At 34.8% G+C, this 21548-nt stretch carries 21 protein-coding genes; 9 read left to right on the top strand and 12 right to left on the bottom strand.

Annotated elements, in window-relative coordinates:
- Positions 1 to 55 precede the first annotated feature (55 nt).
- From ACT9TX_RS13835 to ACT9TX_RS13820, 4 genes are all read right to left on the bottom strand, one after another.
- Positions 56 to 301, bottom strand: a complete 246-nt coding sequence (locus ACT9TX_RS13835; protein ID WP_481339087.1) for a hypothetical protein — start codon at positions 299 to 301, stop codon at positions 56 to 58.
- A gap of 19 nt (positions 302 to 320) precedes the next feature.
- Positions 321 to 1478, bottom strand: coding sequence for a Gfo/Idh/MocA family protein (locus ACT9TX_RS13830; RefSeq protein ID WP_481339085.1), 1158 nt, complete (start codon positions 1476 to 1478; stop codon positions 321 to 323).
- A gap of 111 nt (positions 1479 to 1589) precedes the next feature.
- On the bottom strand, positions 1590 to 2306 hold the full coding sequence (locus ACT9TX_RS13825) for a ThuA domain-containing protein (RefSeq protein ID WP_481339083.1): 717 nt from the start codon (positions 2304 to 2306) through the stop codon (positions 1590 to 1592).
- A gap of 96 nt (positions 2307 to 2402) precedes the next feature.
- Positions 2403 to 2714, bottom strand: coding sequence for a tetratricopeptide repeat protein (locus tag ACT9TX_RS13820; RefSeq protein ID WP_481339081.1), 312 nt, complete (start codon positions 2712 to 2714; stop codon positions 2403 to 2405).
- Between the two features lie 156 nt (positions 2715 to 2870).
- Between ACT9TX_RS13820 and ACT9TX_RS13815 the strand changes: the two genes are divergently transcribed.
- From ACT9TX_RS13815 to ACT9TX_RS13800, 4 genes are all read left to right on the top strand, one after another.
- Positions 2871 to 3614: an electron transfer flavoprotein subunit beta/FixA family protein gene (locus ACT9TX_RS13815; RefSeq protein ID WP_481339079.1), complete on the top strand. Its 744-nt coding sequence runs from the start codon at positions 2871 to 2873 to the stop codon at positions 3612 to 3614.
- A 107-nt stretch (positions 3615 to 3721) separates the two neighbouring features.
- The gene (locus tag ACT9TX_RS13810; protein WP_481339077.1) at positions 3722 to 4690 is read left to right on the top strand and encodes an electron transfer flavoprotein subunit alpha/FixB family protein; all 969 of its coding nucleotides are present in this window, start codon (positions 3722 to 3724) and stop codon (positions 4688 to 4690) included.
- Positions 4691 to 5066: 376 nt separating this feature from the next.
- Positions 5067 to 7133 (top strand): LruC domain-containing protein, encoded by a 2067-nt coding sequence (locus ACT9TX_RS13805; protein ID WP_481339075.1) that lies wholly within the window; start codon positions 5067 to 5069, stop codon positions 7131 to 7133.
- A 259-nt stretch (positions 7134 to 7392) separates the two neighbouring features.
- Complete coding sequence (locus tag ACT9TX_RS13800; protein ID WP_481339073.1) at positions 7393 to 8109, top strand: tRNA1(Val) (adenine(37)-N6)-methyltransferase; 717 nt, start codon at positions 7393 to 7395, stop codon at positions 8107 to 8109.
- Between the two features lie 106 nt (positions 8110 to 8215).
- Here the strand turns inward: ACT9TX_RS13800 and ACT9TX_RS13795 are convergent, their stop codons facing one another.
- Together ACT9TX_RS13795 and ACT9TX_RS13790 are read right to left on the bottom strand one after the other, a co-directional pair.
- Positions 8216 to 10102: an Nramp family divalent metal transporter gene (locus tag ACT9TX_RS13795; protein WP_481339071.1), complete on the bottom strand. Its 1887-nt coding sequence runs from the start codon at positions 10100 to 10102 to the stop codon at positions 8216 to 8218.
- Positions 10095 to 10769 (bottom strand): metal-dependent transcriptional regulator, encoded by a 675-nt coding sequence (locus ACT9TX_RS13790; protein WP_481339069.1) that lies wholly within the window; start codon positions 10767 to 10769, stop codon positions 10095 to 10097. The genes ACT9TX_RS13795 and ACT9TX_RS13790 overlap by 8 nt, the downstream gene beginning before the upstream one ends.
- Before the next feature lie 128 nt (positions 10770 to 10897).
- Here ACT9TX_RS13790 and ACT9TX_RS13785 point away from each other — a divergent pair, with 128 nt between their 5' ends.
- A complete protein-coding gene (locus ACT9TX_RS13785) occupies positions 10898 to 11854 on the top strand; it encodes a hypothetical protein (RefSeq protein ID WP_481339067.1) in 957 nt (318 codons plus the stop codon).
- Between the two features lie 7 nt (positions 11855 to 11861).
- On the opposite strand, the gene ACT9TX_RS13780 is transcribed toward ACT9TX_RS13785, so the two are convergent.
- From ACT9TX_RS13780 to ACT9TX_RS13765, 4 genes are all read right to left on the bottom strand, one after another.
- Positions 11862 to 12749, bottom strand: a complete 888-nt coding sequence (locus ACT9TX_RS13780; protein WP_481339065.1) for a DUF6089 family protein — start codon at positions 12747 to 12749, stop codon at positions 11862 to 11864.
- 54 nt (positions 12750 to 12803) lie between these two features.
- A complete protein-coding gene (locus ACT9TX_RS13775; protein WP_481339063.1) occupies positions 12804 to 13190 on the bottom strand; it encodes a hypothetical protein in 387 nt (128 codons plus the stop codon).
- Positions 13159 to 14112 (bottom strand): exonuclease domain-containing protein, encoded by a 954-nt coding sequence (locus ACT9TX_RS13770; RefSeq protein ID WP_481339061.1) that lies wholly within the window; start codon positions 14110 to 14112, stop codon positions 13159 to 13161. The genes ACT9TX_RS13775 and ACT9TX_RS13770 overlap by 32 nt, the downstream gene beginning before the upstream one ends.
- A 551-nt stretch (positions 14113 to 14663) precedes the next feature.
- The gene (locus ACT9TX_RS13765) at positions 14664 to 15818 is read right to left on the bottom strand and encodes an acyl-CoA dehydrogenase family protein (RefSeq protein ID WP_481339059.1); all 1155 of its coding nucleotides are present in this window, start codon (positions 15816 to 15818) and stop codon (positions 14664 to 14666) included.
- Between the two features lie 313 nt (positions 15819 to 16131).
- On the opposite strand from ACT9TX_RS13765, the gene ACT9TX_RS13760 reads away from it, so the two are divergent.
- Together ACT9TX_RS13760 and ACT9TX_RS13755 are read left to right on the top strand one after the other, a co-directional pair.
- The gene (locus ACT9TX_RS13760) at positions 16132 to 16356 is read left to right on the top strand and encodes a hypothetical protein (protein ID WP_481339057.1); all 225 of its coding nucleotides are present in this window, start codon (positions 16132 to 16134) and stop codon (positions 16354 to 16356) included.
- 55 nt (positions 16357 to 16411) lie between these two features.
- Entirely contained in the window at positions 16412 to 17044 is a 633-nt protein-coding gene (locus ACT9TX_RS13755) for a phosphatase PAP2-related protein (RefSeq protein WP_481339055.1), read from the top strand.
- On the opposite strand, the gene ACT9TX_RS13750 is transcribed toward ACT9TX_RS13755, so the two are convergent.
- A complete protein-coding gene (locus ACT9TX_RS13750; protein WP_481339053.1) occupies positions 17041 to 18135 on the bottom strand; it encodes a BamA/TamA family outer membrane protein in 1095 nt (364 codons plus the stop codon). The two genes, ACT9TX_RS13755 and ACT9TX_RS13750, sit on opposite strands and share 4 nt — an antisense overlap.
- Before the next feature lie 157 nt (positions 18136 to 18292).
- On the opposite strand from ACT9TX_RS13750, the gene ACT9TX_RS13745 reads away from it, so the two are divergent.
- Positions 18293 to 19111 carry a phytanoyl-CoA dioxygenase family protein gene (locus ACT9TX_RS13745; protein WP_481339051.1) on the top strand — a complete coding sequence of 273 codons (819 nt, stop codon included), beginning with the start codon at positions 18293 to 18295 and terminating at the stop codon, positions 19109 to 19111.
- A 169-nt stretch (positions 19112 to 19280) separates the two neighbouring features.
- Positions 19281 to 20492 carry an ADP-forming succinate--CoA ligase subunit beta gene (gene sucC, locus ACT9TX_RS13740; RefSeq protein WP_481339049.1) on the top strand — a complete coding sequence of 404 codons (1212 nt, stop codon included), beginning with the start codon at positions 19281 to 19283 and terminating at the stop codon, positions 20490 to 20492.
- Between the two features lie 80 nt (positions 20493 to 20572).
- On the opposite strand, the gene ACT9TX_RS13735 is transcribed toward sucC, so the two are convergent.
- A complete protein-coding gene (locus ACT9TX_RS13735) occupies positions 20573 to 20803 on the bottom strand; it encodes a DUF3820 family protein (protein WP_481339047.1) in 231 nt (76 codons plus the stop codon).
- Positions 20804 to 21548: the final 745 nt, after the last annotated feature.

Below are 21548 nucleotides of genomic sequence, written 5' to 3'. Positions count from 1 at the left end.
AGTTTGATGAGTGTGGTAACTTTTAAACTCTTTTCGATGCTCACTTATTTTATAACTAGCAACTTGCGTTAATTATTTCAAAGCCAGCCAAACGACCAAAAATGTTGCCAAAAATTGCAAATGAAGATAGTCCAATTACCAGATTGAGTTTATAATCAAAATTAAGAAACCAAAAAAAGCTTTTAAAAAATCCTTTTTCGTAAGCTAAAAAAGTGGCTATTGTTTGTGCAATTAAAATTCCAACTCCAACAGCTTTTAAAGCTACAATTGCACAAATTTGTTTGGCATCATTTTCTGTCATTAACTATAATTTTAAAAAATTAACCCTTAAACTCAGTCCATTTTTCATTTGATTTAGATGAAGCAACCACAGAATCAATAAATGCCATACCTCTTACACCTTCTGCAATGTTAGGAAAGTCTAACATTTCTTTAGTTGGTGCTTCGCCGTTTAGTTTTGCATTAAGCGTAAGCGAAAAGTTCCTATAAATATTGGCGAAAGCCTCTAAATATCCTTCTGGATGACCAGCTGGTACACGTGTATTATGTGCTGCAAAACTGCCTACGTAACCACTACCAGTTCTATAAATTTCAGTTGGTTTATCCAGCCATTTTACTAGTAAAGTATTGCTATCAACTTGACACCAATCTATACCACCTTTCTCGCCATAAACACGCAATCTTATAGCATTCTCTTCACCAGCAGCTACTTGACTAGCAATTAAGACACCAGTAGCGCCATTATCAAATTTTAAAAGCACATTACCATCATCATCTAAATGTCGGCCTTCTACAAAAGTTTGTAAATCAGCACATAAATGTGTGACTTTTAAGCCTGAAATATATTCTGCTAAGTGTGCAGCATGTGTACCAATGTCGCCCATACAACCTGCAATACCACTACGTTTTGGGTCGGTGCGCCAAGCTGCTTGTTTGCTGCCACTATTTTCCACAAAGCTACTTAACCAGCCTTGTGGATATTCAACATACACTTTGCGTATTTTACCAAAAGTGCCTTCTGCAATCATTTGTTTGGCTTGCTTAATCATTGGATAGCCTGAGTAAGTATGCGTAACAGCCAATAACAAACCTGTTTCTGCTACTTTCTTTTGTAAGGCAATTGCTTGCTCGTAATCAAAACTTAAAGGCTTGTCTATTACCACATGAAAACCATGTTCTAAAGCCATCATTGCTGGTTCAAAATGCAAATGGTTGGGAGTAACGATTGATACAAAATCCATACGCACATCTGCTGGCAGTTGACTTTCCTTCGTAATCATATCAGCGTAGCTTGTATAGATTCTATCATCAGCTAAAAACAAATCTTTGCCAGATAATTTTGAATTTTCTTCATTGCTACTTAGAGCGCCACAAGTCAATTCTATTAAGCCATCAATATTTGCAGCAATGCGATGAACCGCACCAATAAAGGCATTACGTCCACCGCCTATCATGCCCATTCTTAATTTTCTTTTCATATGCTAAATCGTTTTATTGTTCTGATGTTTTGTGTTCTATGTTTTTAAAATCAATTCGTCTAATGCAGTTTAAATCACAGTAGATCATTGCAATCAATTTAAATCAGCGGTTTATTTCCTGCTCACCCACTCTATTGCCCCTTGTAGGTGTTGTAAAAACAAGGGCTCTTGATAACTAGCATCAGTATGACCTAAAGCAGTTTGAAATACACGACCTTTTTTTACATGTTGATACCAAGCCATGGGATGTTTACCCATTGTACCACCTGAGTAACTTGTTTCGTCAATTTCAATCAGCACATGTAAGTTAGCAGGAATACTTTCTCTAAAATTGTACAACTCATCAAAACGAATCCATTCTTTAGGTAGCATTTTGCTTGCAGGATGGGTAGAATCTGTAACTACAAACTTGGCCTGCTGTTGGTGAGGATGATTTTTAAATTTTGCACCTATAGCTGCATTGTACCATGGCCAGTCATATTCTGTATCTGTGCCTGTATGTAAGGTTAATAATCCACCACCTTTTTCTACAAATTTTTGTACAGCAATTTGTTCTTTTTCGCTAAAAATATTACCTGTTGTCATTACAAAAATGATAGCATCATATTGTTTCAAAGTTTTGTAATCACTAAACTGTAGCGAATCTTCAGTGAATGTAATATTCCAATTTTGCTGTTGTGCCATTAGGGTTAATGCAGCCTTTGCAGCAGGTATGGCTGCATGCCTAAAACCACCAGTTTTGGAAATGGCTATTAGTTTAATTGATTGTGCACTTAATTGGCAAGAAGCCAAATTGAGTAATAACATAAAACAGGCTAGTTTTTTCATAATCAAGCAACTTTATAGATTGGTAACAAACCTAACACAAACAATTACAAGCAGCATTTGAGCTACCCATTTTCAGTTATTTGGTAGCGGTTGTTGTTAATAAATCAAATCTTCGTAAGCAGCTTGTAATTCACTGTAAGCATGGTTATCATTAGCAGCTTTTGCTGCAGCCATACCTTTTTCGTAATATTCAATAGCTTTATCAGTTTGTTCTAATTTTTCTAATAATTTGGCTAAATGGTAGTAAGAACCTACATAATTTGGGCTTTCTGTTAAAATTTCTTCAAATAAAATTCTCGCCTTTAAATCATCGCCTAATTTGATGTATTCTAGTGCTAGTGCGTGTCTTAGAAAATTGTCCTTTGGATTGGCCTTTAAAAACTCCAATATTTTTTCAATTCTGTCCATAAAAAATTTCTTAATTAATATTTAAAACCTAAACATTTGCACAACAAAAACAACCCTATATTTGTAAATTAGTTGCATAAACAACCATTTAGTTTTGCCATATGAAGATAGCAACATCGCAATCATAATTGGCAAATAAAATAAAAAAATCTGCACATGAAAATTTTAGTCTGCATTAGTAAAACACCTGATACGACTTCAAAAATAGCCTTCAAAGATGGCAATACCAAGTTTGAAGACGCAGGTGTACAATGGATTATCAATCCGTACGATGAGTGGTATGCTTTGGTAAGAGCTATCGAATTAAAAGAAAAAGATCCTACTACTGTTTTGCACCTTATCACGGTTGGTGGTGCTGATTGTGAGCCAATTATTCGCAAAGCATTAGCGCTAGGTGGTGACGAAGCCATTAGAATTAACGCTGACAATTTTGACAGTTATTTTATTGCAGCGCAAATAGCAGAAGTAGCAAAACAAGGCGCTTACGACCTCATTTTCACAGGCAAAGAAACCATCGATTACAATAGTTCATCAATTGGTGGTATTGTAGCCGAACTTGTTGACGCACCATATATATCATTAGCCACAAAATTTGATGTTGCAGGTAACACTGTAACCGTAACTCGTGAAATTGAAGGTGGTGAAGAAACCAACGAAGCAGAATTGCCAGTGGTTGTAAGCTGTGCAAAAGGCGTAGCAGAACAACGTATACCAAACATGCGTGGTATTATGGCAGCTCGTACAAAACCATTAAAAGTGGTAGAACCAGCAGCAATAGAGGCTTTAACAAGTGTAGTAAGCTACGAATTACCACCTGCAAAAGCTGGTGTAAAACTTGTTGCTGCCGACAATGTAGCCGAATTAGTAAGATTATTACATGAAGAAGCAAAAGCAATTTAGATGCCCCTGCCCTAAAGGGAGTATTTAAAATAGTTACTGAAATTTGTTTTTAAAATTATATCAACTTTCCCAATCCCCCTTTAGGGGTTAGGGGTAAACTAAATTTTATGTCAGTCTTAATATTTGTAGATCATGCAGACGGTCAAGTTAAAAAGTCTTCTTTCGAAGCTTTAACTTATGGAGCTAAAATAGCAGCACAAATTGGCACCACTGCAGAAGCATTATTACTTGGTACAGTAACAGATGATTTATCAACTTTAGGTAAATACGGCGTTACAAAAGTGCACCAAGTAGCCAACGATACTTTAAATCACCTAGATGTACAATTGTACAGCAAAGTAATTGCTGAGGCAGTTACAGCTAGTGGTGCTACGGTATTAGTGTTTAGCCACAATCAAACTGGTAAAGCAGTAGCAGCAAGAGTTTCGGCTCGTTTAAAAGCTGGTGTAGTTACAGGTGCTTGTGCTTTGCCAGATACTAGCAATGGTAATTTTATAGTTAAGAAAACAGTATTCAGTGGTAAGGCTTTTGCCAACGTAAATATTACTTCAGCTATAAAAGTTATTTCATTAAACCCAAACAGTTTTACAACTATTGTGGGTGAAGGTGTTGCAGAAGTGGTAGCACTAAATGCAGCTGTAGATGCATCTAAAGTACGTGTAGCTGCTGTTAATAAAATTGTAGGCGAAATTCCATTAACTGAGGCAGATGTTGTAGTTAGTGGTGGTAGAGGTTTAAAAGGCCCAGAAAATTGGGGCATGATAGAAGATTTAGCAAAAACCTTACACGCTGCAACTGCATGTAGCCGTCCTGTAGCTGATGCACATTGGCGTCCTCACCACGAACACGTTGGGCAAACTGGTTTTCAAATTGCACCAAACTTGTACTTTGCTATTGGTATTTCTGGCGCTATTCAGCATTTGGCTGGTGTAAATAGAAGTAAAGTAATTGTGGTAATAAATAAAGACCCAGAAGCACCATTTTTTAAAGCAGCCGATTACGGTATAGTTGGTGATGCTTTTGACATTGTACCAAAATTGAACGAAGAAATTAAGAAGCTACAAGCTAGCGCTTAAGTATTTTTTGTAGTAATACGTTTAAAATGCCATTTACAATACTGTAAATGGCATTTTTTATGCCCATAACAGTCCATCTTTTGCATAAAAGAACCAACTTTATAGTACCAATATCCTAATAATCATGAAGCCTCTCATTTTGCTTTGCCTTATAGCGCAGTATTTTCATTTACAGCCGCCCTAGTTCTAGTATTCATCCATTTTGATAGCAAAATTTTCCAAAAATAGAACTGATTCCAAATTATGGAACAAGATTCTCTATCTGCCTAAATTAATTTAATTGAAAATCAATCACTTGTGTTCACTCTTTGCTTTGGCACAAGAATGGTTTATACTTAATCAACCTATAATTATGAAAAATCACTTTCCAATTTCAATGAAAAATCTTTCAACACTGTCTATTCTTTTTGCTTTGTCTTTACTGACAGCGTGCAGCAAAAAAGAAGATACAAGCATTGTGAATCCACCTACAACTGAAGTAAATAAAGTTGCACCGGATGGATTTAAGTACGCCACCAACAAAACATTAAACGTTAATATTTCTTTATTAACCAACACGGATGATCCATTAAGTAATATTCCTGTAAAGGTTTATTTTTATCAAGATGGCAATATTGGCGAAGTTGCTTTAACAGCAATTACCAATGCACAAGGCGTAGTAAATACAACGCTTTCTGTACCTGCTTATGTAGATACTATGATTGTTGATCCATCATCACTTGGATTATTACACAATGCAAAAGTATTTCTAGCTGGTAATGCGCTTATTTGTACACTAGGTGGTACACAAGTGGCTAAAGGCAATGTGGCTGGTACTTTTAGTAAAGAGCCGCCGATGCTAAGAACAGAAAGTAACATGACCGTATTTGGTAACGGTAATTCTGGCGCTATTTATAAATCTATGGGCAAAGCCGATGCAAATGGCCGTCCTTTATATCTCGAAGCAACTGGTGATGTTATTTCTTCTGAAATGCTTAGCTATATCAGTTACTCATTACCAGAAGGCAAATCAGTTGCCAAATTACACCCAGAATTTATAGCCGATGGTACAACATCTAACATAAACATCACTAAAAAATCTGAGGTTTGGGTAACGTTTATTTACGAAGGTGCTGGTTATAGAAACACTATTGGCTACTACGTTTACGATACTAAAAATCCACCTACAAGTGCTAAAGATATCGATACCATTTATACAGTATTACCTAATGCCAGTATGGCTTTTAGTGGCGGTGGAATGAAATCTGGTGATAAAGTTTCACTTGGTGTATTCGATGCCGGAAAAACTATTGGTTTTGCAATTTTTGCTGACGCATGGAGGAGCTACGAGAACTTTAGTACCTCAGCTACAACTTTTTATACCAATTCAAGCTTTAACCCAGAAAACGACGCTACGTTAAAAAGACACACTGTATTACTAAACAACAATGGTAAATATATCATTGGTTTCGAAGACATTAACAGAACACTTTCTAGCTGTGACCAAGATTTTAACGATGTATGTATTTATGCTTCTTCAAATCCTATAGACGCTATTTCTACACAAAACGTTCAAAAAATTATCACACCTGTTGACTCTGATAATGATGGTGTATCAGATGCTTACGACGATTTTCCTAATGATCCTGCAAGAGCCTATATCTCTTATTATCCTTCAGAAAATACTTGGGGCACACTCGCTTTTGAAGATTTGTGGCCAGTAACTGGTGACTACGATTTAAATGATTTAGTAGTAAGCTATCGCTATAAGTTTATTGCAAATGCACAAAATAATGTAGTGGAATTTTACGCAGATTATGCACCACTTGCAGCAGGTGCTACGTACTATAATGGCTTTGGTATTCAGTTCCCTTTTAGCCCTAGCGATGTAAAAACTGTAACAGGCCAAAGCGCTAAAAACTCATTTATAAAACTTAACAGCAACGGTACAGAAGCAGGACAATCAAAAGCAGTAATTGTACCTTTTGATGACCACTCAAACCTAATTAGTAACCCAGGCAACGCATCAATATTAAACACAGATATGGCAAAAGCAAAAATGAAAGGCGATACCTCACGCATTTACTTACAGTTCAACACACCAATTTCTCAAGCATCACTTGGTTCTGCACCATTCAATCCTTTTGCCATCAGCAACAAGCGTAGAAATTATGAAGTGCATTTGCCAGGCCAATTACCAACTGACCTTTCAGATAAAAGCTTGCTAGGTACTTTGCAAGACGCATCTAATGCTTCAACCAATACTTACTATTTAACAAAAGACAATCACCCTTGGGCGCTAAGTTTTACAGTACCATTCACTTATCCTATAGAAGGTGTTGATATCTCAAAAGCATATTTACACTTTTTAGATTGGGCAAAATCTGGTGGCACACAATACACAGATTGGTACAGCAATACAAGTTCTGGCTATAGAAATACTGCCAACCTGTACACAAAATAATTTTTTTCATGGATATATGGTTATAGTTTAGGCAGATAGCAGCCGTCCTTTGTCTAATGGACGGCGCTATTATTTTAAGCCCATACTCAAGTTGTAACCATTTCTTTGGGTAACCAGCTTTTGTATTACTATTTAGCATCGTTGCGTCGCACACTTGTACGTTCAGCTACACTTTTCGGCAAATGATACAAGTAATAATTCTCAAATCTTCTCTCAAAAATGTTTAAGCTTATAAATTGAGCTGCTATTTTTACAGCCAATGGCAAATGATTATTTCAAGTTTAAGCAATTTACTATTCAACAGCAGCATTGCGCCATGAAAGTAACCACGGATGGCTGTTTGTTTGGTGCTTGGGCGGCTGCAAATATTCAAGAACATCTTTTTTTTATAAAAAGAATATTGGATATTGGTGCAGGTACAGGCTTACTTAGCATTATGCTAGCGCAGCAATCTCCTGCATATATTGACGCTGTTGAAATAGATACAGCAGCAGCAGAACAAGCAAATGCTAACTTTAAAGGGGTTTTATGGTGGCAAAGTTTAAAAGTGTACGAAACACCTATTCAAAACTATATCAATCGCCCTTACGATTTTATTATTACCAATCCTCCTTTTTTTGACAACGATTTAAAAAGCCCCGATGCCAAACGCAACTTGGCTTTGCACAGTTCGGCTTTAAGTTTAGAAGTATTATTGGCAAATATTACCAGATTATTAGCTCCAAGCGGTCATTTTGCAATACTTCTACCCTACCATCGGGTTGATTTTTTTGAAGATTTAGCTACAGCAAATGGCTATCATTTACACAAAAAAACATTGGTACAACAAACACCAAAACATCCATATTTTAGAGGTATGTTGCAATTTGGCTTCGCCCAAAAAGAAGCAATTGTAGACAGCATAGTTATAAAAGAAGACAACAACTACACAGAAGCATTTACAGCTTTATTGAAGGATTATTATCGGCAGTTTTAATAAAACGCAGGGCAAGGAAGCAAATAAGATGTGAATTTCACTGTTACTTTTTTGCGCTGTGGTAAATATATTTTCTGTGCAAATCAGCGTAATCTGTGAGACATTTCTACACGTTAATTATCAATACAGGAATTTCTAACTGATGCCTTACCGATTCAATGGTTTCGCCAAACAAATAATCTTTAATACCGCTATGCCTGTGTGCACCCATTACTAGTAAATCTGCATCAGCAGCTTTTACCAAACGTACAATTTCAGACACACGGTTTTTAAAACCTAGCTCTACCCTTACATTGTAACCAAGTTTGGTCAGTTGTTCAGCATACGATTGTAAACGTTCACGGTCTTTACGGGTTTCTGTATCATCGCTTGCTGCGCCTAAATAGCTAGCACTCACACTTTCTACAATATGCATTAAGGTATAGCTTGCATATTGTTTTCCTTGGCTAATAGCATGCGCAATTAATCGTTCATCATTATTGGTAAAATCAAGCGCTATCGCAATGTGCTGCGTTTGTGGTATGAATAAGTTTTCTAGCGGCAGAGGTTCTCTATGTAAAGCAATGTTTTTCTTGTGTCGCCTGCGCTGTACTATTGGTAAAAATGTCATCATTAAAAACAACCAAATAAAAAGCAACACTGCTATTACAATCACTATTTTCCAGCCTATTTTGCCATTTTGCTCAAAAAAGCCTAGTATCTCTTCAACAATCAATTTTACATTTAAAAAAACTAGAATTAGCGCTACTAACCAAGCCAAAACTTTGGTATAAGTTTTAATAGCAAATTCGCCCATCGCTTGCTTATCGCTCACAAAATGAATCAATGGAATAATGGCAAAACCTAGTTGCAAACTCAGCACCACTTGGCTAAAAACCAATAAAGCGTCTACTTTTTCATCACCATACAAAAGTATTACAACTGCGGCAGGCGCAATTGCAATTAAGCGGGTTAACAAACGCCTTAGCAACGGATTGATGCGTAAACTTAAATAACCCTCCATCACTATTTGCCCAGCCATAGTGCCTGTAACCGTACTGCTTTGCCCAGCAGCAATTAAAGCAATAGCGAATAACAAAGGTGCCAACTTAGTACCAAGCATTGGCTGTAATAATTTATGCGCATCTTCAATTTTAGCTACCTCTGTATGGCCAGTTGCGAAAAATGCTGTGGCTGCCAATACCAATATAGCAGCATTTACAAAAAACGCTGCATTTAAGGCAATAGTGCTATCAATTAAATTGAATTTTAAAGCCTTTTTTATACCTTCAGAATCAGTAGCAATTTTTCGTGTTTGCACCAAAGCTGAATGCAAATACAGATTATGTGGCATTACTGTAGCACCAATAATACCAACTGCGATGTACAACGCTTGCTTGTTTAAACTTGTTGGTATAAAACCTTTAGCAACATCGGCTAAATTTGGTTTTGCAAAAATTATTTCTATTAAAAAAGATAAGCCAATAATAGCTACCAGTGCAATGATGAAAGCTTCCAATTTTCTTATGCCTAGCTTTTGCAACCAAAGCAATAAAAAGGTATCTAAAACGGTAAATGCAACGCCCCAAATGAGCGGTAAGCCTGTGAGTAAATTGATACCAATTGCCATTCCTAAAACCTCGGCTAAGTCGCAAGCTGCAATAGCCAATTCAGCTAAAATGTAAAGGCAAAAATTCACCAGTGGTGGGTACACTTCTCTATTGGCTTGTGCTAAATCTTTACGCCTTACAATGCCTAATCTTGCGCTTAAACTTTGCAGCAATAAAGCCATTAAATTACTCATTAACAGCACCCAAATAAGCTTGTAACCAAATTGTGCACCGCCTTGCAAATCGGTAGCCCAATTACCAGGATCCATATAGCCTACACTTACCAAATACGCGGGGCCGAAATAAGCCAATATGCGCTTGAAACCTTTACGATTTTTGGTGGTATCTACAGATGAATGTACCTCACTTAATGAATTGTCATTTTGTAAATATGTGTCACTCATTTGGTATCTTTTTTACAAATAAGGCTTGCGCCAATTGCTGACTAATGGTAAAAGCAGCTTGATTTTGCAGTTTTATTTCTACTGAATTATCAAACAAAAACTTCTTTTTTATAATAATTTTAGTGCCAATGGCTATTTTCTTATGCTTTAATAATTCAAGTAATTCAGTAGATTGACTACCCACGGCAGTTACTTCAGCAAACTCGTTTAATGGTAAATCGGTAAGGTTTATTTGCGGTTGAAATACCATTTTACCATTTACATCTGGTATTGGGTCACCATGAGGGTCAAACTTGGGATATTCTAAAAAAGCATCTAATTTTTCTACCAATTTATGGCTTGAAATATGTTCTAATTCTTCTGCAACTTCGTGCACTTCATCCCAGCCAAATTGTAATTTTTCTACTAAAAAATATTCCCACAAACGATGCTTACGAACGATGCTTAAAGCAATTTTTCTACCTTCATCACTTAGCGTAAAGCCTTGATATTTCTCGTAATTAACAATATTTTTTGTGTTTAGTTTTTTAAGCATGTCTGTAACCGAGGCTGCTTTTGTATGTAGCATTTCTGCCACCTCATTAGTAGTTACATTGCCATCTGTTTGTTGCAGGTGGTAAATGGCTTTTATGTAGTTTTCTTCTGTTACAGATAAATTAGCAATCACAAAATAATATTTTAGGCGAATCTAAAATAATTATCAATACCAATCGAAACATAATTTAGCAATACTTAATCAGTTCTTAATACTATGGATGTGTCAAAATCATACATTTACGCAAATTTTTGGCTTGTATGAAACAATGGATAACGCTTTTACTTGTAGTAGCTATATTAGGTTGTAAGGATAAAAAGGTAGATTTATCTGGCGACGCACCTGTAAAACCTAACGAATTTGTAAAAGCTTTTCCAATACTCAATTTACCCTTCACTGTTGCAGATACTAACCTTTCAAAAATTAGCGATAGTACCATTATTGGCGCTACAGTTTTACAACAATTTGTACCTGATTCTGCCATTAATATTTTGGTGAATACTGATAAAAAATACTTAGTTCACCCAATAGGCAGAATTGAAAAGAATACAGAAAATTATTTATTAGCAACCATTATTCAAAATAAAAAGACACTAGTTGTAGCGTTTGTTTTTGATAAGAGAAATAAGTTTTTAGCTGCAAAATCTGTGTTTGAAAATTATAGCAATGATGGCTATTTACATTCATTATCAATAAACAGAGAGCCAACATTCGTTATTAGTAAAGAAAAAGTAACAACCGACACTAAACAGTTACTGTTTTCTAGAGTTGGCTGGATTTATGGCCCTGACAATATGTTTATGGTAGTAATAAATGATACCAATGAAGATACCAAAAAATCCAATGAAATCATCAACCCGATTGATACCTTGCCAAAGGCCAATAAGCTTAGTGGCGATTATGTGCAAGACAAGAAAAACTATATCTCTGTAAGAGATGGTAAATACCCAAATACCTACATTTTCTTTATCCATTTTGAGAAAAAAGAAGGTACTTGTGTAGGTGAATTGAAAGGTGAATTTAAAATGAAAGATGCCACCACAGCAGTATATAACCAAGGCGGTGACCCTTGTGTTATTGACTTTAGTTTTGAAGGCAACGACATTACCTTAAAAGAAAAAGGTAGTTGTGGTAATAGACGTGGTATGCAGTGCTTTTTTGACGACACATTTACCAAGAAGAAAGAATCATCTAAAGTCGGTAAAAAGAAAAAGTAAATAGCGATTAAAGAATTGGTGGATTACGTTGGCTTCTCAGGGCTTTTTTATTCGAAAAGAAATAATAACCTTCCTGACCTAATCGTATATTATCAAGACGATAACTTAGTCTAAACTGACAGGTATAGTAAAAATCTTCACTTTTATTGCTACCTCTGCCATTATTTTTTATATCTGCAAAAGAATACCCCAATTCATCACCCCTAAAAGATAGTTGAGATGCTAATACTTGTCCTTTAGCTAAAAATTCTGAGGGATCAACATAAGTTCTATCATGAACATCGTCTATATAATCGGTAGTGAGTCTGCGTAATGATAGCTCAATACCAAGGTTCATTTTTTCAGAAACCTTAATTTTAATACCACCACCAAACTGAAAATTCAACTGAATTAAATTATATTTTCTATAATTATAATTTGAATTTCCAAGTAATTGACCTTCCGTACCAATGCCATGAAGATAGACTTTGTTACCATTTCTATCTATGGTAGTTGGATTGAACCTAAATATCCCCGGACCAAAAATTACGTAAGGTGTTATTGGCAAATCTTTTTTGAAAATCCAATTTAGATAATCAAACTCGCCTAATAAGGCGGCTTCATAGATAGTAGTTTTAAAGTTTAAATTCCGTTGTCTAGCATATACCTTGGTACTCATTTTATCATCACCTTTTGCGCCCATAATACCAACATCACCTCTAATTCTGAAATAATTATTCAAGTCATAAGAGAGTCCAAGAATAATTGATGGTGAAGATTGCTCTAAAAAAACGCTTTTCTGCTGTAGTTCTCCTAAGTAAGCGCTCTGGCCAACAGAAATGTTGCCCCTCACTCTTTGAGCAAAAGTATTTTGAGATAATAATATGAGTATTAAAATAATGGCATTCTTTTTCATGTAATCGTTATTTAATTCGGCTAATAGGATACTTTTACAATGGTAAGAAAATTATTAAAGTAAAATGACCCTTTCAGGGTATTTTAATACAAATTGTTTTATCATACCCTTTAAAATTTCATTTTCAGGATATCTTGTTAATTGTTCTTTTAATGTTTCTTTTGACTTTAAATCACTCTTTTTTTCCACTTTACCAATACCATAAAATATGCCATTTTCTACTAAAATATAAGTAGATGCTTCTTGTATTAAAAACGTTTCTTTTTCTTCTTCAATTTTTTTAACAAGGTTATAAACAATCGAATTATGTTCATCTACTTGTGGCAGCGCCCCTAGCGTTTTTGCGCGTTTATCTAAAAAGCATAAAGCAGGGTGAATATTATATTGCTTAGACCATGACCAAAGTGTATTATGCGCTTGCAACATCATACCAAAAGACATCAATGGCTGCAAAATTTTTTTTTTTATCAATACCAAGCCTTAAATATCCTTTGGCATCTTCAAACATAAAAATACCATATTGGTGTTCGTAGTGTTTTTGGCTTTTATTGTAAATGGGCCAAATGCGTTTAATTTCAATCGTTTCAAAAAGTGCCGCTAAAAATTCAGTATCCATTTCTTGAAAAGACACATCGTAAATATCTTTTAAAAATGCTTGCTTTTGTTTTGAAGGCTTGTTATTCGCAAAATGTGAAATCACACGCTTTTTAATATTTTTCGCCTTACCAACATATACAACTTTGCCTTGCTTGTTCTTGAAGTAATATACACCTGCATTTGTAGGTAAATCATCAACTTTTTGGCTGCTTAAGTTGGGCGGTAGGTACTGATTGGAGTTTTTTTTTACCATTTTCTTCAACTCACCACTCGTATCATTTTCTATTAATAATTTAAACAATTGTGCCGTTGCAATAGCATCGCCTGCGGCTCTATGCCTATCATTTAATTCTATTTTTAATTCTCTACAAACAGTGCCTAGACCATATTTAGGTAAGTCTGGAAAAATTTTTCTTGCCAACCTTATTGTACAAAGCTTATGCGTTGTAAGATCGTAACCAGATTGAGACAATTGGTGTTTAACAAAACTGTAATCGAAATTTACGTTGTGGGCTACAAATATTCTATCCTTAAGCAAATTGTAAATATTCTCAGCTAATTCTTCGAATTTAGGTGCTGTAGCTACCATCGCATCGGTAATGCCAGTAAGCCCTTGCACATAACGTTGTATAGGCATACATGGGTTTACTAGCGATGTGAATTTACCCTCAATTTCTTTTCCGTTATGTAATACAATGGCTATCTCGGTAATATTATTTGCATTCGCATGCCCACCAGTTGTTTCAATATCTACTACAGCAAACATATTGTTCTGTTATTAAAATAAATTTTGTTCAAAATCACCACAACGATACAATTTTTTAACATCATTACACGTTTACAATTTATTCCATTTCACATTATGAAGAACCAATGAAAATAATTGTTTTTTAACCCCACAATTAAACTCTTTGGTTATGCGAAAAAAACAAGTCATTATTCCATCGTCATCATTTGACAAAGGAATAAAGAATTTTGTGATTATTACAATGATGTACATTGTAATTGCAGTTTTGTCTTACTTAAGGTTTAAGGCATAATTGCATTTGGCAGCAAATTATACAATTTGTTCCGTAAAAAAATCTCTTCAAAAACTGAAGAGATTTTTTATTTGTATCAATTGTCTAGTCCTAGAATAACGATACAAGATTAACAATAATAAAAGTACGTTTTTAAACAGTAGCAATTGTTACAATTATATGCTTTACTGTAGCAGCTATTGTAACGTTTATCGTTGTTCAAAGCTAGAAGGCGAAACTTGTATTAAAAAAAGTCGCTTCAACTTTATAAAATTGCTGAAGCGACTTTTTTGTCTCATTATTTTAGAATAGCTCTACTAATTACAATACGTTGAACCTCACTTGTACCTTCATAAATTTGGGTAATTTTTGCATCACGCATCATACGCTCTACGTGATATTCTTTTACAAAACCATAGCCACCATGTATTTGCACCGCTTCGGTAGTTACAGCCATTGCTGTTTCACTTGCAAAAACTTTTGCCATAGAACTACTTAAATCGTAATTGCGACCATTGTCTTTATCGCAAGCAGCTTTTAAGCACAATAATCTTGCAGCTTCAATTTGTGTAGCCATATCTGCAAGTTTAAATTGTATCGCTTGATGCTGTGCTATTTCTTTACCAAACGCCTTACGTTGTTTTGAATATTTCAAAGCCAATTCATAAGCACCACTAGCTATACCAAGTGCCTGCGATGCAATGCCTATGCGGCCGCCAGCAAGGGTTTTCATGGCAAACTTAAATCCAAATCCATCCTCACCTATTCTATTTTGTTTGGGTACTTTTACGTCGTTAAACATAATCGTGTGTGTATCGCTACCTCTAATGCCCAGCTTATTTTCTTTAGCGCCAACTGTTACGCCTGGCCAATGTTTTTCCACAATCAAAGTATTTATGCCATGCGGGCCTTTTGCTCTATCTGTTTGCGCCATTACTAAATACACTGAGGCTGAAGAACCATTGGTTATCCAGTTTTTTGTACCGTTAAGTAAGTAATAATCACCCATATCTTCGGCTGTAGTTTGTTGGCTTGTGGCATCGCTACCTGCCTCTGGTTCGCTTAATAGAAAAGCACCGATATATAATTCGCCATCTTTTTTGCCTTGTGCAAGCGGTACTAAATATTGTTGTTTTTGCGCTTCGGTACCAAAAGCCTCTAAACCATAGCAAACCAAGCTATTATTTACGCTCATACATACACTAGTACTTGCATCTACCTTACTTATTTCTTCCATAGCTAGTACATAGCTTACGGTATCTAAACCGCTACCACCATATTCAGGTTTTACCATCATACCCATAAAACCAAGGTCGGCAAGTTTGGATATTTGATCCTTAGGAAACTTCTGTAACTCGTCTCGTTCTATAACACCAGGTAAACATTCTGTATTTGCAAAGTCTTTTGCAGCTTGTTGAATCATTAATTGTTCTTCAGTAAATTCAAAATTCATAGTGGCAATATTTTAAAACAAAACTAAACTAACAAATGTTAGTTTAAGTATAATTTCAAATTTTTTTTGAAATTATTAGAACATATAAGGACGAATAGTTTAAGAATGTAAATTTGAGATAATTTAAAATGTTGTATTTTTTCTTAAAATGGATAATATGACTTAATTTGCACTTGTTTATTTAAGAATGTGCAAATTAAATTCTTAATAATCAGATATCTCTTTTTGCAACTAAACTTAGTTTAGCGTCTTATTTTCTTATGGCTTTAAAGTAAAATAAATATTTACAGTATTATTATATAAACAAATAAACATGTTGTATACAATTGATGATATTATTTTACGCCTTAAAACTATTTCAGGCGATAGTATCATTGCATGGTCGGTAACCCACACATTAAGTACCCTCGAGGTTACTAATGATCTCATAAAAACAATGGTTTGGCAGATTAAAGACCAAATAAAAGATAATCCAGAAATGATGAGACAAATTTTATCGCCTGAGGATTTTCAATTTTTTAGTAATATTCACATTTAGTCTGTTTTATTAATACTTTTGCAGCTTTTACCAATACTAAACGTACTGTTGCAGAATGATGTTTGATACCAGTAAGCAGATTTCGTGGGCTGATGCTTGGGCTAATAACTTTTTTAGAATTAAATTTTTTATAGGTTTTTTTTTAGTGGCGTTAACGCTAAGTCTGTACCCTCTTTTTTTCGATTATGTTGAACTAAGAAATGGTGTGGTTTTAAACGATTTCTTTCTTCAAAAATTACCTGCCAAGAATGTTTCAATACCTGTTTTCTCAATCATTTGGGGCATGGGTGCATTAATGTTGTACAGAATTTTTAGAAATCCAAGAATTGCCATTAATACAATTTGGTGTTTCTTATTTATTGCAGTTAGCAGAGTCGTATCTATAAGTTTATGTCATTTAAATCCTCCGGCACAACTGATACCATTAGTTGATCCGTTAAGTAATACGTTCTACGGTGGCAAATTTATTACAAAAGACCTCTTTTATTCTGGCCATACAGCCACGCAATTTTTAATGTTTCTGTGTTTAGAGAAAAAAAATGATAAAATTTTAGCACTAATTTCTACCATTCTTATTGGAATACTTGTACTTATTCAACACGTGCATTATACATTAGATGTAGTAACTGCGCCACTATTTGCCTATTTATGTTTCAAAATGTCACAATGGGTATTGAAGCAATTTTAAAATGCCTCACCAAGCTGAAAATACAAGCCACTATTTCCTGCTGCACCAAAGCCATAATCTATTCTGATATTTAAGCGTTCACTTTTATTTACTGCAAATCGTAACCCAGTACCAAATGTGTATTTAAAATTGTAGGGCGAAAAATGGGAGATTTCATCAGCTACATCACCCAAAGCACCAAATGCAACTGCACTAAAACGTTTGTAAATTGGAAATCGTAGCTCAGATTGTATGGTTATCAATTCTTTATCTTTATATCTACCTTCGTAATAACCTCGCATTCTACTACTACCGCCTAGCGATGCCAAACTACGCAAAGGAATTTCATCCCCATAATTTCCAGAATAATAAGCTTGCAAAGCCAATACTTTTTGCTTAAACGAAATATATTTTCTTACATCTAAAACTACATTACTATAAATGTAATCTGACCCTGAATATTTATCGAAATGATTGAAATACAGTTGTGCAAATAATCCCTTTTGGGACGAAAATGCATTAGAGCGGTTGTCATATGAAACACTACTGCCAACACCTGCTATAAAATAAGGATGACGGCCTGTAACATTGTCTAAATCAAAAATGCCTCCTTTGGTATAATCTATATCCATTAAGTTTTGTACTTCAAGTAAGCCGCCTACAAAAAAATGATGGCCTATATTTTTTGATACTTGAAGATTGACATAATACTGCTGAAACTTATACGACTCTTCGTTACTAGCTAAAGAATATTTTCCTAGCCCCCAGAATTTATCAGGGAAAGAACTGTAGCTAATAATTTCATTAAAAATGTATCGTTCTTTTTTGGTGTACTGAGAGCCTTCTAAAGCAGCCACAAACTGCTTTTTTACAGAATACAAAGCAATTGCTTGAATGTTAGAGGTACGTGTGCCAGTATCGTTTTTGGCAAGATGAAAAGTTGTAGACGCAGCAGCCCCAAAACTAAAACCCGTTTCTATTGACCTTGCGATTACGGGAAAAATTACTGTTGATTTTTTCTTGGGAACTTCTTTGGTAGTATCTGTTTGACCAATCACTAACAATGGTAATAAAACAATAATGGCAGCTAATCTTCTTTTACAATTTTTCATTCTACTTTCATCAATATATCTTTGCAAATTACACCAACTAATTGCATTGACACCTTTAAAAGGTGCTTAATTTTAGTTTTTGACTTTTTTTATTTAAACTTAACTTCACAATTTTGTAATAATTATTTAACATTGTGTAGATTAACAGAGAACAGGCATGATAATGAAAAAATGGGATTCTGATTTTTATTTAGGTGACACACTAACCCAAGACCAACTGAGTTTTTTTGAAAAGCATGGGGTTATTGTGTTTCGCAACTTTCTAAGCCAAGAAAAGGTTCAGCTATACATCAGCGAAATAAAGCGTTTAGAGAAATTGTGGCTAGATGAAGGGCGTGATAAAGTAAATGGTATTCCTTTAAAATTTGGTAAAGACGAAAATGGTAATAAAGCTATTCAACGCTTATGCTTTACTTCTTTACACAGTGAGCCTTTAAAAGAATTATTACAAGACCCTCGCCTTGCCAATTTATCAGAATTATTAGCACCTTATGAAGGAAGGATTGGTGAAAATGAAAAAGATGGCTTAGTAATTAACAACTACATCAACACACCTAATAGCACATTTACCCAAATGGGTTGGCATACCGATAGCCCTAGAGATTTATTTCTTGGCCAAAAAATAATGCCCATGCTCAATGTTGGCTTACACCTAGATACCTGTTTATTTGAAAATGGTGGTTTAAGAGTTATTCCTGGTACACAAAATCAAAACATAATCAAGCTATTATTTGGTAAAAAATACTTTATAGATAATAGCGATGATAAAAAAGAAGTTGGTTTTGATATCTATTCAGGCGATTTAACGGTACATGATGGTAGATTGTGGCATCGTGTAAAACAATCGCCATTAATGGGCGAAGCAAGCCGTAGAAGAGTAATGTATGTACCTATTATTACAGGTAAATACAAACCAAAAGATGAAAAAAGTAAAACACCTTTCTATCATAAATTTACTGGTAAGGTGCACCACTAAACTATAACAAAAGACTAGCCAAATGGCTAGTCTTTTTGCATAAAAAAGGCTCGATAAAATTTACTAAAAAAACATTCGATAACGTTGGCGTAAATAATTCTACAAATCACTAGCAATTCATTTTTGTCAATTATACTTTCACTTATCTTCGCCAAAATTTTTTAACGATATGAATCTACACGAGTATCAAGCAAAGGAATTATTAAAAAAATACAATGTTCCCGTTCAAGAAGGTATCGCTGTTGAAACAGTAGCTGCCGCAGAAGAAGCTTACCGCCAAATAAAAACACAAACCGACAACAAATTTGCTGTAGTTAAAGCGCAAATTCATGCAGGTGGCCGTGGCAAAGGAAAAGTGATTGAAACTGGTATGAATGGCGTAAAAGTTGGTAAAAGTGTAGAAGATATTTCTAGCTATGCAACTGGTATTTTAGGTGGTACATTGGTTACCATTCAAACTGGTGAAGCTGGTAAAAAAGTAAACAAAATTTTAGTAGCACAAGACGTTTATTATGATGGTCCTAACCCTACTAAAGAATTATATTTAAGCATTTTGCTTGACCGTGCTAATGGTCAAAATGTAATTATGTACAGCACTGAAGGTGGTATGGATATTGAAGAGGTTGCTCATAATACACCTGAAAAAATATTTAAAGAATTAGTACACCCAAGTGGTGGCTTACAGCCGTTTCAAGCTCGTAAAATTGCCTTCAATTTTGGTTTAACTGGTGAAGCTTTTAAAAACTGCGTAAAATTTGTAACTAATTTGTACAATGCTTACGTAGGGTTAGATGCAAGCATGATTGAAATTAACCCATTTTTCAAAACTAGCGATGACAAAATGATTGCTGTGGATTGTAAAATGAATTTAGATGACAACGCTTTAATGCGTCATGCTGACATTGCTGCTCTACGTGATGTTACTGAAGAAGATCCAACAGAAGTTGAGGCTGGTCAGTTTAACCTAAACTTTGTGAAACTTGATGGTAACGTAGGTTGTATGGTAAACGGTGCTGGTTTGGCAATGGCTACAATGGATATGATTAAATTAGCTGGTGGTGAGCCTGCAAATTTCTTAGACGTAGGTGGTACTGCAAATGCACAAACTGTAGAAGCTGGTTTCAGAATTATTATGAAAGACCCTAACGTAAAAGCTATCTTAATTAACATTTTTGGTGGTATTGTACGTTGCGATAGAGTTGCTGCTGGTGTAATTGAGGCTTACAATAAACTAGGGAATATAAATATTCCTATTATTGTACGTTTACAAGGTACCAATGCTGCTGAAGCCAAAAAATTAATAGACGAAAGTGGATTAAAAGTTCAGTCAGCTATTTTATTAAGTGAAGCTGCAGACTTAGTGAAATTAGCAGTTGCTTAATTTAAAATTAGGTTTCCAAAAATATAAAAGCCGTTAGATAATGTTTCTAACGGCTTTTTCTTTGCTAATGTAACAGCTAGTTATTTTCGTAATGGCTTTAATAAATCTTTCAAGCCGTTTAAATTAATCTCGTACATAGTTGCTAATAATACACCAATCTTACCTTTAGGAAAGCCTTTTCTAGCAAACCATTCTATGTAAAACTCTGGCAAATCGCAGATAAGCGTGTCTTTGTATTTGCCAAAAGGCATCTTAGTACTTACAAGTTGTAACAATAATTCGCCATTTGCTTGAGGTTGTTCTTCCTTCATAATAGCAATTTAATAAGCTTAACGAGAATAGTAGTAAATATTTTGAAGTAGCCGCAAAAAAAAGGGTCACTCCGTGGAAACGGAACGACCTCTAACGATTGCTTGCCATATGAAAAAATCTTAAAATCGAACTTTGCGCTGATTCACAGCTTGACTCCAATAGCTTTTTGTTTCTTTGCTTTTGTTACATAAATGTACAGCGACTGTACAAAAGGGTATAAACAAGTTCTTGCAAATAATATTATCCCAAACAAAAAAAATAAAGCTGTAATGCTTGTAAACACTGCATTACAGTTAAAAAAAACGATGATGCCCAAGCTAAAAAAACGTTTTGAAATTCATGAAAAAATAGCGTTTGAATAAATGAAAAAATAAATGTTTTACGCAAAAAGAACGCAAATGCTTCAACTAAAATCTTTTTTAAAGAATTTAGAAATAATTTGTTAAAAAATTGTTGTGGTAATCTTTCGTTCATATATATTCGCAGAGCCTTAACGAAAAAAGGGTCCTTCCGTAGAAACAGAACGACCTCTAACGATTGCTTGCCATATGAAAATTCTTAGAATTAAAGTAGTGCTGACTAACAGCTTGCTTGATTCTCGATAAATCATCTTAAGAAAGATGTCGGCCTCTAACGAAACTTGCCACTAACGATTGCTTACCATTTAGCTTTTTGTTTCTACAACAAATATACATAGGGCTACTACCCTATTGAACACAAGTTATTGTTGATTTTATCATCTCT

This window comes from Parasediminibacterium sp. HNIBRBA5674, from assembly GCF_056745525.1.
Note: the sequence above shows the minus strand (reverse complement) of the source record. Positions and strands in the feature narration are given on the sequence as shown.

Coding starts and splice junctions, on each gene's coding strand:
- ACT9TX_RS13755 (WP_481339055.1), top strand. CDS start 16,412: ATGATGTTTGATACCAGTAAGCAGATTTCGTGGGCTGATGCTTGGGCT.
- ACT9TX_RS13795 (WP_481339071.1), bottom strand. CDS start 10,102: ATGAGTGACACATATTTACAAAATGACAATTCATTAAGTGAGGTACAT.
- ACT9TX_RS13775 (WP_481339063.1), bottom strand. CDS start 13,190: ATGTCTTTTGGTATGATGTTGCAAGCGCATAATACACTTTGGTCATGG.
- ACT9TX_RS13805 (WP_481339075.1), top strand. CDS start 5,067: ATGAAAAATCTTTCAACACTGTCTATTCTTTTTGCTTTGTCTTTACTG.
- ACT9TX_RS13780 (WP_481339065.1), bottom strand. CDS start 12,749: ATGAAAAAGAATGCCATTATTTTAATACTCATATTATTATCTCAAAAT.
- ACT9TX_RS13765 (WP_481339059.1), bottom strand. CDS start 15,818: ATGAATTTTGAATTTACTGAAGAACAATTAATGATTCAACAAGCTGCA.
- ACT9TX_RS13785 (WP_481339067.1), top strand. CDS start 10,898: ATGAAACAATGGATAACGCTTTTACTTGTAGTAGCTATATTAGGTTGT.
- sucC (WP_481339049.1), top strand. CDS start 19,281: ATGAATCTACACGAGTATCAAGCAAAGGAATTATTAAAAAAATACAAT.
- ACT9TX_RS13830 (WP_481339085.1), bottom strand. CDS start 1,478: ATGAAAAGAAAATTAAGAATGGGCATGATAGGCGGTGGACGTAATGCC.
- ACT9TX_RS13835 (WP_481339087.1), bottom strand. CDS start 301: ATGACAGAAAATGATGCCAAACAAATTTGTGCAATTGTAGCTTTAAAA.
- ACT9TX_RS13735 (WP_481339047.1), bottom strand. CDS start 20,803: ATGAAGGAAGAACAACCTCAAGCAAATGGCGAATTATTGTTACAACTT.
- ACT9TX_RS13770 (WP_481339061.1), bottom strand. CDS start 14,112: ATGTTTGCTGTAGTAGATATTGAAACAACTGGTGGGCATGCGAATGCA.
- ACT9TX_RS13825 (WP_481339083.1), bottom strand. CDS start 2,306: ATGAAAAAACTAGCCTGTTTTATGTTATTACTCAATTTGGCTTCTTGC.
- ACT9TX_RS13750 (WP_481339053.1), bottom strand. CDS start 18,135: ATGAAAAATTGTAAAAGAAGATTAGCTGCCATTATTGTTTTATTACCA.
- ACT9TX_RS13760 (WP_481339057.1), top strand. CDS start 16,132: ATGTTGTATACAATTGATGATATTATTTTACGCCTTAAAACTATTTCA.
- ACT9TX_RS13745 (WP_481339051.1), top strand. CDS start 18,293: ATGATAATGAAAAAATGGGATTCTGATTTTTATTTAGGTGACACACTA.
- ACT9TX_RS13820 (WP_481339081.1), bottom strand. CDS start 2,714: ATGGACAGAATTGAAAAAATATTGGAGTTTTTAAAGGCCAATCCAAAG.
- ACT9TX_RS13800 (WP_481339073.1), top strand. CDS start 7,393: ATGGCAAATGATTATTTCAAGTTTAAGCAATTTACTATTCAACAGCAG.
- ACT9TX_RS13815 (WP_481339079.1), top strand. CDS start 2,871: ATGAAAATTTTAGTCTGCATTAGTAAAACACCTGATACGACTTCAAAA.
- ACT9TX_RS13810 (WP_481339077.1), top strand. CDS start 3,722: ATGTCAGTCTTAATATTTGTAGATCATGCAGACGGTCAAGTTAAAAAG.